The 14314-nt window shown below is 39.5% G+C and carries 14 protein-coding genes; 4 read left to right on the forward strand and 10 right to left on the reverse strand.

Annotated elements, in window-relative coordinates; all coding sequences use genetic code 11:
• Positions 1 to 16 precede the first annotated feature (16 nt).
• On the forward strand, positions 17 to 937 hold the full coding sequence (locus L0657_RS12350) for a 1-aminocyclopropane-1-carboxylate deaminase/D-cysteine desulfhydrase (protein WP_235151103.1): 921 nt from the start codon (positions 17 to 19) through the stop codon (positions 935 to 937).
• On the opposite strand, the gene L0657_RS12355 is transcribed toward L0657_RS12350, so the two are convergent.
• The 5 genes from L0657_RS12355 to rfaD all read right to left on the reverse strand — a co-directional run bounded on the left by L0657_RS12355 (position 918) and on the right by rfaD (position 6538).
• Entirely contained in the window at positions 918 to 1307 is a 390-nt protein-coding gene (locus L0657_RS12355; protein ID WP_235151104.1) for a type II toxin-antitoxin system VapC family toxin, read from the reverse strand. The two genes, L0657_RS12350 and L0657_RS12355, sit on opposite strands and share 20 nt — an antisense overlap.
• The gene (locus tag L0657_RS12360; protein ID WP_235151105.1) at positions 1286 to 1501 is read right to left on the reverse strand and encodes a hypothetical protein; all 216 of its coding nucleotides are present in this window, start codon (positions 1499 to 1501) and stop codon (positions 1286 to 1288) included. Before L0657_RS12360 ends, L0657_RS12355 begins: the two co-directional genes overlap by 22 nt.
• Before the next feature lie 107 nt (positions 1502 to 1608).
• Entirely contained in the window at positions 1609 to 3855 is a 2247-nt protein-coding gene (locus tag L0657_RS12365) for a cation:proton antiporter (protein WP_235151106.1), read from the reverse strand.
• A gap of 108 nt (positions 3856 to 3963) precedes the next feature.
• Entirely contained in the window at positions 3964 to 5415 is a 1452-nt protein-coding gene (sufB, locus tag L0657_RS12370) for a Fe-S cluster assembly protein SufB (protein ID WP_235151107.1), read from the reverse strand.
• 157 nt (positions 5416 to 5572) lie between these two features.
• Positions 5573 to 6538, reverse strand: coding sequence for an ADP-glyceromanno-heptose 6-epimerase (gene rfaD / locus L0657_RS12375; protein WP_235151108.1), 966 nt, complete (start codon positions 6536 to 6538; stop codon positions 5573 to 5575).
• Positions 6539 to 6728: 190 nt separating this feature from the next.
• Here rfaD and L0657_RS12380 point away from each other — a divergent pair, with 190 nt between their 5' ends.
• From L0657_RS12380 to L0657_RS12390, 3 genes are all read left to right on the forward strand, one after another.
• Positions 6729 to 7148 carry a 6-carboxytetrahydropterin synthase gene (locus L0657_RS12380; RefSeq protein WP_235151109.1) on the forward strand — a complete coding sequence of 140 codons (420 nt, stop codon included), beginning with the start codon at positions 6729 to 6731 and terminating at the stop codon, positions 7146 to 7148.
• 80 nt (positions 7149 to 7228) lie between these two features.
• The gene (gene lpxB, locus L0657_RS12385; RefSeq protein ID WP_235151110.1) at positions 7229 to 8347 is read left to right on the forward strand and encodes a lipid-A-disaccharide synthase; all 1119 of its coding nucleotides are present in this window, start codon (positions 7229 to 7231) and stop codon (positions 8345 to 8347) included.
• Positions 8348 to 8512: 165 nt separating this feature from the next.
• Positions 8513 to 9145, forward strand: coding sequence for a response regulator (locus L0657_RS12390; protein ID WP_235151111.1), 633 nt, complete (start codon positions 8513 to 8515; stop codon positions 9143 to 9145).
• On the opposite strand, the gene L0657_RS12395 is transcribed toward L0657_RS12390, so the two are convergent.
• The 5 genes from L0657_RS12395 to L0657_RS12415 all read right to left on the reverse strand — a co-directional run bounded on the left by L0657_RS12395 (position 9146) and on the right by L0657_RS12415 (position 14243).
• Positions 9146 to 10210, reverse strand: a complete 1065-nt coding sequence (locus tag L0657_RS12395) for a response regulator (RefSeq protein ID WP_235151112.1) — start codon at positions 10208 to 10210, stop codon at positions 9146 to 9148. It lies immediately after the preceding gene.
• A 14-nt stretch (positions 10211 to 10224) separates the two neighbouring features.
• The gene (locus L0657_RS12400) at positions 10225 to 11445 is read right to left on the reverse strand and encodes a PAS domain-containing sensor histidine kinase (protein WP_235151113.1); all 1221 of its coding nucleotides are present in this window, start codon (positions 11443 to 11445) and stop codon (positions 10225 to 10227) included.
• 145 nt (positions 11446 to 11590) lie between these two features.
• Entirely contained in the window at positions 11591 to 12955 is a 1365-nt protein-coding gene (gene hemN, locus L0657_RS12405) for an oxygen-independent coproporphyrinogen III oxidase (RefSeq protein WP_235151114.1), read from the reverse strand.
• A 131-nt stretch (positions 12956 to 13086) separates the two neighbouring features.
• A complete protein-coding gene (locus L0657_RS12410; protein ID WP_235151115.1) occupies positions 13087 to 13794 on the reverse strand; it encodes a sulfite exporter TauE/SafE family protein in 708 nt (235 codons plus the stop codon).
• Entirely contained in the window at positions 13794 to 14243 is a 450-nt protein-coding gene (locus tag L0657_RS12415) for a FixH family protein (RefSeq protein ID WP_235151116.1), read from the reverse strand. Before L0657_RS12415 ends, L0657_RS12410 begins: the two co-directional genes overlap by 1 nt.
• Positions 14244 to 14314 lie beyond the last annotated feature (71 nt).

Consider the following 14314-nt stretch of genomic DNA (forward strand, 5'->3'; position numbering starts at 1 on the left):
AAAACTACCAAAATTCGTGGACTTACTGGTTCCTTCTTTACCGACACCTATCCAGCAGATATCAGATGAAATTACCGACAAGGCAGGGATTCGTCTGTTTGTAAAACGCGATGACCTGATTCATCCATTTGTATCCGGAAATAAATGGAGGAAATTAAAATACAATTTGCAAGAAGCGAAGGATCGGGGTTTTACTACACTTTTAACTTTTGGCGGTGCTTTTTCTAATCATATTTACGCCACAGCGGCAGCAGGTGCTTATCTGGGTTTTAAAACTATTGGTATTGTGAGAGGTGAAGATCCTGAGAAAAGAAAATCCCCAACGCTGCAATTTTGTGAGCAGCAGGGTATGCGGCTTCATTATGTTTCCCGCGAAGAGTATAAGCTAAAGAATTCGCCGGAGTATGTAGATCAACTTTCCAGGCAATTTGAAAATTCATTTATTATTCCGGAAGGCGGGACTTCTAAATGGGCATTACAAGGGGTAAGAGAAATGACTATTGAAGTAGAAGGCCAATTAAATCAGAAACCAGATTATTATGCCGTTGCTGCCGGAACTGGTGGTACTGCTGCCGGAATTCTGTCGTCGGGATCTGATGTGCTGGCTTTTTCTTCATTAAAAGGTGGGTCGTTTTTAAAAAATGATATCCTGGATTTACTTAAAGGAAATAATGAATCGGGCCATCTGCAACTCTTGACCGAATATCATTTTAAAGGTTACGCGCGTCATACACCAGAACTTCTTGATTTTATTAAAAAATTTAAAAACAAACATTCCATTCAGTTGGAACAGGTTTATACCGGTAAGATGCTCTTTGGCTTATATGATTTGATAGCCCAGGGATTTTTTGAAAAAGGGAGCTGCGTAGTGGCCGTTCACACGGGTGGTCTGCAGGGCATGTTGGCGGAGTTGAAATTTACAACTCATGTGGATTAAGTAGCTCCAAGCCACTCACATTCTTAAAATCTGAAATATTTCTAGAAATCAAGGTGTAGTCATAAACAAGTGCAGTTGCGGCAATGATGGCGTCCGGTAGTTTGATTCTATTGATTTTTCGCAGGTTAATAGTCATGTCGATCACTTCTTCGGTCAATCCAATTACAAATGAATCGTCTATAAAGTCCAGAAGGGTTTGATAAGATTTTTCGGGGGTGTTATACCCGAGAACTTCCATTTTTGAAATTACGGATATGATTGGCACATCATCAACAACTTTCGAAAGAAATTGACTGCCTGAATCGGGCAAGTTATTATTAAGAAAATCGATTACGCTGTTCGTATCAATTAGATATCCCGATTTTCCCATTCTTCCCTGCTTTTTTTTACATGAATTTGCATTTCATCAGCCACGTTGGGAGACAACTTACCAAGATATTTTTCAGAAAGTTTTTGTTTTGAATGATCGCGAGTTTTTAAAAGTTTAATAAGATGCAAGTCTTCCAGATCTTCCAGAAGTTTATATGCCTTGCTATTTGTTACTTGGATAAGGACGGTTTCCATTTCTTAACCGGTTAATGTGGACAGATTAGTTCAAGTTACTATAATTTTGCATTGATGGCAAATTTATCCCGACAATGAGCCGTTGGGACTACCGAAACTCAAAAACCCTACCAAATACTATCCTTCTTTTGAATATATTCCTTTATCAGATCTTTTTCCCCGGCTACCCATAAGACGTCTTCTTTTTCAATGATCATGGAAGAATCCGGGTTAAGAATTCGTTCTCCGTTTCTTTCTAAACCAACCACCATCCCGTGCGTAGATTCGCGGATTTGGCTGTTACGGATTGATTTTCCGATAATGTTAAATTCACTTTTAACCTCAATGCGCTGCAACGTGATTTTATCTTCCTGGGCAAAATAAGCTTCTCCGTTTCTGCTGATTTCGACATGCCCTCGAAAACTATCCAGTTGATCATCCGTGCCGATTACCTCAATCCGGTCGTAAGGATATAAAACTTCTGTTGGCCGGGGAAGCTGAATCGTTTTCGTACCGCGTTCTATAAGGACAACATTGATGCCAAACTTTTCACGGATACCCAGCTCCTGCAAACTTTTACCGATAAGTGATGAATCCGGGCTTACTTCCAGAAATGCAAAGTGAGCGTCCCAGGGAAGCAGTATTTTCTTAGATTTTCCACTTCCTTCCAGCTGCCTTGCGTTGAGATTTTGTATAAAACGATCTTCAATTCGGCTGTAAAATAATTGCAGGCGTTGGTAAAACAGAACGACAGCCATAATCATTATTCCGCCTGCCACCATAAGAGCGGTTGGTGTTGCGAAAAACGAATCGAGCAAGACAGCCATCAGAATTATTCCGATTAAGACGCGTGATAGTTCCAGCAGCAACAAAGGCCCCCGACTGAATCTCCGGCTCAGCCAAAGAGCAGAATATGCTTTTGTGTTTGATCTTTTGAAAATAAGCGCCCAGACAAACGGTGAAATAAATAGAAACGTAACGCCAAATATTGAACATCTGGAAATATCACTTTCCGGTACACGCTGATAAATTAACGGAGAAATTTGTTTGGCGGAAATCAGGATTATTCCAACGATTACTACGGAATTTAAAACAACGGTCTGCGCATAGGATTGGAGAATAGTTTTCCAATGTGTATTTTTTGCAATAGTCTCTGTGCTGCTGCTGTATCGGTTAAGTTTATTTCTCCATTTTTCGGGAATATGTTTGTCGAGCCATTCGTAAAATGGTTCAGACGCTTTCATCATATAAGGCGTCGTAAATGTGGTAATTACAGAAACCCCAACTGCGATAGGATACAAGAATTCACTGGTAACTTTTAATGACAATCCGAGATTTGCAATAATGAAAGAAAATTCACCGATCTGGGATAAACTCATCCCAGCCTGAATTGATTTTTTTAATGGCTGGCCAGAAATAACTGCTCCAATTGTGACGTATGTTGTTTTACCCAAAATGACAACAAAAACTAAAATCGCGGTGGGAACGGCATATTCGATTAATAATTCCGGGTTGATCAACATACCAACGGAAATAAAGAAAATGGCTCCAAAAAGATCCTTGACAGGTTTTAACAAATGTTCAATCTTTTCCGCATGTGTTGTCTCGGCCAGAATTGATCCCATGATAAATGCGCCAAGCGCAGCCGAGAAACCAGCTTTGGTAACCAAAAAGACCATCCCGAAACAAAGTGCTATGGAAGTGATCAACACGCTTTCATCGTTCATTAGATTTCTGAACCGACGAAGCAGGGTAGGGAAAATGAAAATGCCGCCTAGAAACCATAAGATCAGAAAGAAAAATAATTTTGCGATCGATTCCAGCATTTCCATCCCGGCAAACTGCTGGCTTATGCTAAGGGTGGATAACAAAACCATTAACAAAACGGCCGTTAAATCTTCTATCACGAGAATACCGAAAACGACACTTGTGAATTTTTGTGTTTTTAAACCTAACTCCTCGAAAGCACGGAAAATAATGGTTGTTGAAGAAATTGCGATGATACCGCCGAGGAATAAACTGTCTATTTTATCCCATCCCAGAAGTTGGCCGGTAATAAATCCGGTTCCCAGCATAAGCGACACTTCCAGTAGTCCGGTAATTGCCGCCGTGCTGCCAACCTTCACTAATTTTTTAAAACTAAATTCTAATCCCAGATTGAACAGAAGAAAGATAACACCGATTTCCGCCCAGATCTCAATGGTTTTAATGTCTGTTATAGTTGGGAAAATCGTGAAGTTAGGACCTACAAGCAAACCAGCAAGTATATAACCCAGAACAATCGGCTGCTTTAATTTTTTGAAAATAATGGTGATAACACCAGCCATTGTCAGGATTAAAGAAAGATCTACAATCAGCTGTGGAACGTGGGTCATTGAGGATTGGTATTTTTACTGAAATATAATAATACCAATAAAATACAAAAAGCCTTTGATGAATCAAAGGCTTTTTGGCATAACTTGAAAAAATGAAAGGCAAACAACTTATCCTACACTTCCTTCCAGACTGATTTCCAGTAGCTTCTGAGCTTCCACTGCAAACTCCATAGGAAGTTGGTTTAAAACTTCTTTTGCGTATCCATTTACGATCAATGCAACCGCTTGTTCCGTAGGAATTCCGCGTTGGTTGCAGTAAAATAATATATCTTCTCCAATTTTAGAAGTCGTCGCTTCGTGCTCAACAGTTGCTGACGGATTGCTGACTTCTATATAAGGGAAAGTATGGGCTCCGCATTTATCTCCCAATAACAATGAATCACATTGTGAGAAATTGCGCGCTTTTTCGGCTTTTTTGAAAACCTGAACCAAACCTCTATACGAGTTCTGACTCTTTCCTGCAGAGATACCTTTTGAAACGATACGGCTTTTGGTATTTTTACCAATATGGATCATTTTTGTTCCGGTATCCGCCTGTTGCATGTTATTTGTTACTGCAACAGAATAAAATTCCCCAATCGAATTGTCACCTTTCAGGATAACCGAAGGATATTTCCACGTAATAGCAGAACCTGTTTCAACCTGCGTCCAGGATATTTTTGAGAAAGCGCCATCACACAAACCGCGTTTTGTAACAAAGTTATAGATACCGCCTTTTCCGTCTTTATCACCAGGATACCAGTTTTGCACTGTTGAATATTTGACATTCGAATTTTCATGCGCGAAAATCTCAACAACTGCCGCATGTAACTGATTTTCATCACGCATCGGTGCGGTACAACCTTCAAGATAACTTACATGACTATCAGCATCAGCGATGATCAATGTACGTTCGAACTGACCAGTACCTGCCGCGTTAATACGGAAATAAGTAGATAATTCCATAGGGCATTTAACGCCTTTCGGAATATACACAAATGATCCGTCGGAGAAAACAGCCGAATTTAAAGCGGCATAATAATTATCCTTTGGCGGCACAACTGATCCCAGGTATTTCTTTACAAGATCTGAATGTTCACGTATTGCTTCGCTGATCGAACAGAAAATAATTCCCTTCTCTCTCAGTGATTCTTTAAAAGTCGTAAAAACAGATTCTGAGTCCATCACTGCATCGACCGCAATGGATACTCCGGAAAGTCTTTTTTGTTCATTAAGAGAAATTCCCAAACGCTGGAAAGTGTCACGTAATTCAGGATCTATATCGTCCAGACTTTCAACAACTTTTTTCTTTTTTGGTGCTGAATAATATTTAATTGCCTGAAAGTCAATTTTTGGATAATGAACATTCGGCCATTTTGGTTCCGGCATTTTCAACCACATCGTATATGCTTTCAAACGCCACTCCAACATCCATTCTGGTTCATTCTTTTTTGCGGAAATAAACCGTATAGTGCTTTCATCCAAGCCCACGGGAGCTTCGTCTGCTTCAATATCAGTTACAAATCCGTATTTGTATTCCGAACTGGTGATTTCCTCCAACAATTCATCTTCTTTGCTCATAGTCTTAATTATATCACGCTACGGTTGTCATTAAATTAATAACACATAGAAATGACATTGAGTTTAAATATAGACTCAAAAATACATAAAAATATGCACAAGTTATGACTACTGTCATAACTTGTGATTCAAAATCGGTTATTTAGACCGTTAAAAATTAAAGGTAACTTGTCGAAGTCAGATACTCTTTCACGTATTCGCTGACGCCTTCTTCAAGTGTATAAAAAGGCCTTGTGAATCCAATTGAACGCAATTTACTCATATTTGCCTGAGTAAAATACTGATATTTGTCACGAATATCTTCCGGCGTATCAATAAAACTGATATCTGGCGTTTTGTCCATGGCCTGGAAAGTGCTCGTCACCAGATCTTTGAAGGTACGCGCCTTTCCGCTTCCAAGATTGTATATGCCCGAATCCTTACGATGGTGCATGAAAAACAGGCATACTTCGATCAGATCTTTCACATAAATGAAATCACGCATTTGCTCGCCATCCTTGAAATTAGGATTGTGAGAGCGGAATAACTTCATCTTTTCTGTTGCTTTAATCTGGTTAAATGCATGGAAAATAACCGAAGCCATACGACCCTTGTGGTATTCATTCGGTCCGTATACGTTAAAAAATTTCAGCCCAGCCCAGAAGAAAGGTTTTTTCTCTTGCTGCAATGCCCATATATCGAAATCATTTTTAGAATCTCCATAAGGGTTCAACGGTTTAAGCTGAGGAATCAGAGATTCATTGTCGTCATAGCCAAGTTCGCCTAATCCATAAGTGGCCGCAGATGAAGCATATACCAACGGGATTTGATAAGCAATGCATTTTTCCCAAATCCTTTTAGAATAATTCAGATTGAGCTCGTCAAATATATCTTTATCGAATTCTGTCGTATCAGTTCTTGCGCCGATATGGAAAATAAACTCCACGTCCTGATTGTTCTTGTCGAGCCATTCAAAAAATGAATCTCGTTCAACCCTTTCCTTGATCGTTTTGCCTACAAGATTTTCTGCTTTTTCAATTTTTGAAAAATCGTCAACTGCAATAATGCTACTGAAGCCTTCCTGGTTGAGTCTGCTGATCAGACCGCTACCGATAAATCCGGCTGCACCTGTTACTATAATCATATGGTGAGATTATTTGTTTAAAGAGCTTAAACTGTGAAAAGAATGCCTGATAAGAGTAATTCAATTCATCAATCTACTCACGAATTTCGCTATTAAATTGTATTTTTTTTAGTTTACTGCTTATAATTTTACAAAACTACCGATACAAGATGTAATTTTGTAACATTATTACATAGGGAAGGAAAAATTTATGATTTACGTAACGCGAAAAGAGCATTTCAATGCAGCCCACCGGCTTTTTAACCCGGCGTGGTCAGAAGAGAAAAATCAGGAGGTATTCGGGCCTTGCGCCAACAATAACTGGCATGGACATAACTTTGAATTAATTGTTACTGTAAAAGGAAAACCAGATCCGGATACAGGTTTTGTTATAGATCTTAAAGTTTTGGGCGATCTGGTGAAGAAAAAAGTGGTGGATAAGGTTGATCATAAAAACCTGAACCTTGACGTTGAATTTATGCAGGGAAAAATGGCTTCCTGTGAAATTTTTGTATTGGAAATCTGGAATATTCTTGCCCCGGCAATTCAGGAAGTATCTCCGGGCTCACAATTACATTACATAAAACTTATAGAAACTCCGAAGAATTTTGTTGAATATTACGGAGAATAATTCGCCTATGAAGATCTGAAAACATCAATTTTAAGATGCGTTTCAGATCTTTTTGTTTTCTTCTCAATTAAATTTCAAGCATGAAATATTACCTCATAGCCGGCGAACGTTCCGGAGATCTGCACGGCGCCAACCTGATGAAAGGAATTAAAGCCAACGATCCGGAAGCACAATTTCGTGGTTGGGGAGGAGATATGATGCAGAATGAAGGAATTGATCTCGTAACCCATTATAAGGATACTGCTTTCATGGGTTTTCTGGAAGTGGCGCTTAACATCCGCAAAATTGCAGGATTTCTGAAAAAGTGTAAAAAAGATATTTTTGCTTACAAACCGGATGTCATAATCCTGATCGATTATCCGGGATTCAACTTGCGAATTGCTAAATTTGGAAAAGAAAACGGGATAAAAACATTTTATTACATTTCTCCAAAAGTCTGGGCATGGAATCAGAAACGTGCCTGGAAGATCAAGAAAAACGTCGATCAGATGTTTGTCATATTTCCATTCGAAATAGATTTTTACAAAAAGTTTGATTTCGAAGTGGACTATGTCGGCAATCCGCTGATGGATGCGATAGACGCTTTCAAACCTGATCCTGACTTTAAAAAGAAGAACAATCTTGATGAGAATCGGGCAGTGATTGCTTTGTTGCCAGGAAGCCGTCGCCAGGAAATTATCAATATGCTGGATCTGATGTTGACTGTGCAGCCACATTTTCCTGATTATCAATTTGTAATTGCCGGTGTAAAAAATCTTCCTTCATCGCTTTATCAAAAATATGAAGCAGTTCAAAATGTTTCAGTTGTCTACGAAGCTACGTATGATTTACTGGCAATTTCGGAGGCGGCTTTGGTTACTTCAGGAACTGCCACACTTGAAACGGCTTTACTAAACATTCCGGAAGTTGTGTGTTACAAAACCAGCGGAATTTCTTACGCAGTTGCTAAAAAGCTGATCAAGGTTCCTTTTATTTCGCTTGTAAATCTGATTATGGAAAAAGAGGTTGTTCGTGAGCTGATTCAGGATGAATTGAATGAAAAGCAGTTGGTAACGGAATTGGGAGCCATATTGAAAAATGGATCAAAAAGAGAAACTCAGCTTGCCGACTATTCGACATTGCAGTCACTCGTGGGTGGAGCAGGTGCTTCTGAGAGAGCAGGCGCATTAATGGTAAAATATCTTGGTAAGACAGATTGATGCGGTTGAAGTTTTTGTTTCGTCGATATATTTCTACAACTGACCTGAATTGCAACTACTTATTGTTCCGGGAAAGAAAACTATATTTGCGCGGTGCCATAACTTGAATTATTTTGAGTCAGTTGGCACTAACTGGAAAACCCTCCCTGCTCAATTAAGAAAGTTATGCAACGAATACTTTTAATAGATGACGGTTTAGACATGCATTCTGGCTTGAAAAAGCTTTTTGAAGGTGATGGACACAAGAATTTATTAATTGAAAAGGTGGAAAGTGCTGCGGATGGATTGAAAAAAATCACCAATAATTCTTACAGCGTTGTCATCGTAAATCTGGCTATTCCAAATACCGATATGCTCGGTTTGATCAAGAGAATAAGAGCTTATAGTCAAACACTTCCCATACTGGCTTACTCTAAAATTTTAGAATATACTCTTATAAAAAGATATCTCACGAGCGGAGTAAATGGATATTGCTTTTACCGCGACGACGATGACGAAATCCTGAAAGCATGCCAGACAATCATTTCGGGGAGATGGTTTATCAGTCCGGAAATGATCTCGCTAATTGTTGAGGATGCTTTGTATAACAAAAAAACGGATCGTTTTGAAAGTCTCAGCGAAAGGGAATTCGAGATTTTCTCCCACCTTGTAAAAGATGAATCTCCCGCCGCAATCGCTGATATTTTATCCCTTCACATTTCAGCAATCGCATTGTATAAATCAAGAATTATGGATAAACTCATGATATCCAGTCTGGTTGAAATGAAAAATCTGATGAAAACTCCCGTGCTGGCTTAGCTAGTTTCTCATCCGGATAAGCTTATCGTATTCCAGAACCGTTATCAGGCTGCCTTTCATATCCACAAGTTTTTCTTCCTTGAAATCTGATAAAGTTCTGATCACCGTTTCTGTCGCTGTCCCGACCATCGATGCAATATCTTCACGGGTTATCGCCATCGAAAATGGTTTGGATTTATCTTCCTGATAACGCTGAACCAGCATAACCAACGCCTGTGCCACTCTTTTACGAACAGAATTATAGGCAAGCTGAAGTAATCTTTCCTCGCGGTCTTTTATTTCATTCGACAACATTTTAATAAACTTTGTTGCCACTTCTCTGTTCCCCTGGAGAAGATTGAAAAAGTCATCTTTTGGTATCATCGCCACTTCTGATTTTTCAAGCGAAATTGCCGTTTCCTGATAAGATTCTCCTTGGAGCAAATCCAGATAACCGAAGAAATCACCCTCTTTGTATAAATCAGTGATGTACTCTTTGCCGTTGTCATTGGACTTATAAGCCTTAACTTTCCCTTTTTGGAGAAAGAATACATTGGACGGAAAGCTGCCTTCTGTGTAGACCGTTTCTTTCTTTTTCAGTACTTTTATTTTTTTGTCATCCGCAAGTTTTGTGATCAGATCGAAAGATTTTGCTTCGTGAATAAATTCGTCCAAGCCTTCAGCTGTGCGAGTAAATTGTCCTTTTAATCTTTCGCTTTTTTTTAATCGGATTTCAACGGCGTTCAAAAGTTCCACATCATCATAAGGCTTCGTCAGATAATCATCTGCTCCCATGGTCATGCCTTTGCGATAATCGTTTTTTTCTGCCTTCGCCGTTAGAAAAACAAAGGGAATATTGGCAGTCTGGTCATCTTTTCCGAGCATATGCAACACACCATAACCGTCGAGCTCCGGCATCATGATATCACAGATAATCAAATCGGGTTTTTCATGATGTGCAACCTGCACGCCTTCTTTTCCATTCTGCGCTGTCAATACATGATAATTAGCCAATTCAAGAATTTCGGCTGTGTTCTCACGCATTTCCGGATTGTCTTCTATCAAAAGGATTCTCTTAGCTTCCATTTTTGTTGAGGTAATTAGTTTGTGGGTAAGTGATCAGGCAGTTTTAAGGTAAATGTGGTTCCCTTTCCCACCTCACTCAAAAATGAAACTTCGCCTCCCATCAGTTCTACGTAATTTTGGACAATATTCAGGCCCAGACCTGTCCCTTGTGCATTTCCGGCGTTTTGCGCACGAAAAAAACGGTCAAAAATATGTATTTGATCACTTTCAGGAATTCCAATGCCCTGGTCGATAATTTCTATAAATATGGTTTTTCCGTCAGCTTTAACATTTAACATAATTAACTTTCCAGGATCCGAATACTTAATTGCGTTGGAAAGAAGATTAAAAATGACATTCCGAAGCAACTGCTTATCTACCCAAACCTCTGAATTGCCATCGTGAGTAAACAAGATTTTTTGTGATTCTTTACATGAACCTTTAATTTCCTCTATCAGGCCCAAACAAAAATCGGGTAAGATTGTGAACACCGGAACACTTTGAATACGACCTTCTTCGAGTTTGCCAATCGACATAAAATCGTTAAGAATTTCTGTCAGGTTGGTAACAGCAGATTTAATTCTCTGTACATGCTTTTGTCGCTTATCTTCTTCTTCAGATTTTTGATATCTGCCAATTAATGCGGCCGATGAAAGTATTGTCGCAAGCGGAGTACGGAATTCATGGGAAGCAATTGTCACAAACTGGCTTTTCATATTATTCAGTTCGCGCTCCTTTTTCAAGGCACGCATCACTTCCTCCTGTGATTGTTCGATTTTATGTATCGCCTTTGCCAATTCCTCCGTTCGTTGATTTACGCGTTCTTCTAATTCGGCATTCAGTTTTTGAATTTCCTTATTAGCTTCCTGAATGATATTTTCCTGTTTTTTTCTTTCGGTTATATCAATGACAAAACTTACTACAAATTGTCCCTCACTGGTTTTGAATGGACTCAGGCTCACCTCAACCGGAAATTCACTTCCATCTTTGCGTCGGGCAAATAAATCCAGAGAATTACCCATACCCCGGGCATGAGGCGATTCCAGGTAAGTATCGCGATGATGCACATGTTTATTAGTTAATCTTCTGGGAATCAGTACTTCGATCTTTTGATTTACCAGTTCTCCATCTTCAAAACCAAAAAGTTCAAGTGCTTTGGGATTTAACATTACGATAACTCCCTCTTTATTAACTACTACAATTCCTTCGGTTGCATGTTTGAATAGGGCATCGAGCATTTCAATATGCCGTGTCATGGCTTCGGTTTGTTTTTCTATATACGAACTAAACATACCAAGTTACAGGACATAGTTGAATGGAACAAACGAAACGAAAATAATGATAGGATGAGAGAATGATTGAATAAGGCAAACTGGACGACTACCGCTTTCAACTATTCATCTAAACAGTTTTGCTAAACTGGATTGTTGCGGATGATTCAGACCATAATTTTGCATCAAAAGCCATACAGACATTTCTCACAAATGCCTTTCCTTTTTCAGTCACGCGCAGGTGATAAGGTTTAATCTCGACCAGTTCATCAAATTCCATATCTTCTAATCGATCGATGGCTTTATAGAAATCATCACAAACCTCCGTCTCATTTTCCCAGTTCGTTTCAAATTGAGTCATAATCCGAAGAATATGTTTCCGCAAAATCAGATCATCTTTTGTTAGTTCGTGGCCTTTGAAAATCGGCAGATGCCCGGCTTTAATTCTTTCATAATAAGCTTCAACAGTTTTCTCATTCTGGATATATCCTGTCCAGCTGTCACTGATCGATGAAGCGCCCAGCCCAATTAATAGCTGCGTGTGGGTATCAGTGTATCCCATGAAATTTCTGTGCAATCTCCCTTCCTGCTGTGCTTTAAATAATTCGTCTGTTTCAAGAGAAAAATGGTCCATGCCGATGTCATGGTATCCCGAAAGTTCCAGAGCATTCCGCCCGGTTTCATAAATGGCCATTTTTTTATCTGCATCGGGCAAATCCTTTTCTGAATATTTTCTTTGCCCGGGTTTGATCCACGGAATATGTGCATAACTGTAAAAAGCAATTCGGTCGGGACGAAGCTGCACAACGCGCATGATCGTTTCCATCATCGTACAAACTTTTTGGAAAGGCAAACCGTAAACAAGGTCGTAGTTGACGGAAGTATAACCGATTTCGCGCGACTTTTTTGTTAAATGAATGATCTGGTCGTAAGTCTGGTGACGGTTGATAACAGCCAAAACCAATGGATTAAAATCCTGAACTCCGATACTGATCCTGCGAAATCCAACATTATATAGTGCTTGTAAATGTTCGTCAGTCGTATTTCCCGGATGTGCTTCAAAACTAAATTGTGCTTTTGGGTGCACGTCAGCGTTTTGCAGTAATCCCTGAATAAGTTTCGTCAGATTTTCCGGACTAAAAAAAGTAGGAGTGCCTCCTCCCAAATGTATCTCGCGGATTACAGGTTTTGTTTCACCGAATATTGAAAAATACAATTCCCATTCTTTTAAAACGACACTGATGTATTTTTCTTCAACTTTATGGTTAATTGTAATCCGTGTGTTGCAGCCACAATAAGTACACAAACTTTCGCAAAAGGGCAGGTGTATGTATAGACTAATTCCTTCTTTCTGGTTGGAAACTATAAATGCTTCACTCGCAAGTTCCTTCCATGTCTGTTCTGTCGGTGGCGTTTTTTGCCAATAAGGAACTGTTGGGTAACTGGTATATCTGGGCCCGGGAGTATTGTATTTAAAAAGCAAATCCTTATCCATCGGAGTCGTGTTTTGAATTAATTTCTATTCATCAAAACTAGTCAGGTGCCGGAGGTAAAAACATGACTGTCGTCATCTTAAAAACTTACTTTGGCAAGGAATGGGAGTAATTAATTGTTCGTGAATCAGCTCTATTTACCATGGCAAATGGTAATGATTTTGGAATTGGTTTGGGCATTATCCGGATATTGAATCAATAAACCTCTGGCAACAAGCATTATGCCGGCCAGCGCAAGCATAACAGGCATAAGTTTTCTCATTTTTGTCCGCAAGGAAACGGTAAACCACTGTTTAAAGAATCCCACAGCCATCATGGCGGGTATTGTTCCAGCTCCAAACATGAGCATAAATAAACTTCCGGGAAGCGGACCTCCGGTTGCGACTGAACTGATCAATGCAAGGTAAACGAGACCGCAGGGAAGCAAACCGTTTAATATTCCCAGTGAAAACCAGCTCAGAAAAGTTTTCTTTTGCAGCAAACCAGCCATACCTGTTTTTAATTGTCTGATAAACTTTTGCCAGAAAGGAGGAGTATGAAAATAACGGTCCAGATGGGCTGGCCAGAAAACATAAGCCAGCATCAATACACCCGAAAAAATGGAAAGATAACGTAGGTAGCCGATCCAGACAAGAGACGATCCGACAGAACCCAACAGTAATCCAAGCAATGCATAGGTAAAAGAGCGGCCAAGATTATAAGTCAGGAGTCCTGCAAATTGAACAAACTTATTCCCTTTTTGGATAGGTAGCGCCAGAGCGATGGGTCCGCACATACCGACACAATGGAAGCTGCTCATCAGCCCCATTGAAAATGCCAGATATGGTAGCGCGCTTATCACTACAAATTTTTGTTAATGACGATCAAATCTTCATTCCAGTACGTCTCGTCACCATTTTTCCAGTCTATCTGCAAATGATACCGTCCTTCCGGAATTTTCGAAGAGGGCACAAATTGTATGTTATTTGTGGAATTTACTTCGAAAGAAAGATCTTTTGAATCATCGGATGGACAATACAGATTCACTTTTCCTGTCAGGTTTTTCTCAGAAAATGATTTTGGATAATGGATCAAAATCCCGGTTTCATTTACTTCCCATTTCAGTGGATCCTCCAATGCCTTGGCACGTTTGGTTTTATTTATTTTATCCTGGAAACGTAACTCTTCTGCGTAATAATTGTCTGTGACCAGATCAATCTTCTGGTTGGTACTCATCACGACGAGTACCAAAATCATGGCTACAAATCCTATGTATAAGATTGCAATACCAGTACCCCAGTTAAGTTTCATGTCGGAGTTGTTTAAATTAATTATTTCGGTGCTAAAAATATTTCACCGCTCTGCGGTTATCTTACCAAATC

This window comes from Dyadobacter sp. CY345, assembly GCF_021502725.1.
Lineage (GTDB): Bacteria > Bacteroidota > Bacteroidia > Cytophagales > Spirosomataceae > Dyadobacter.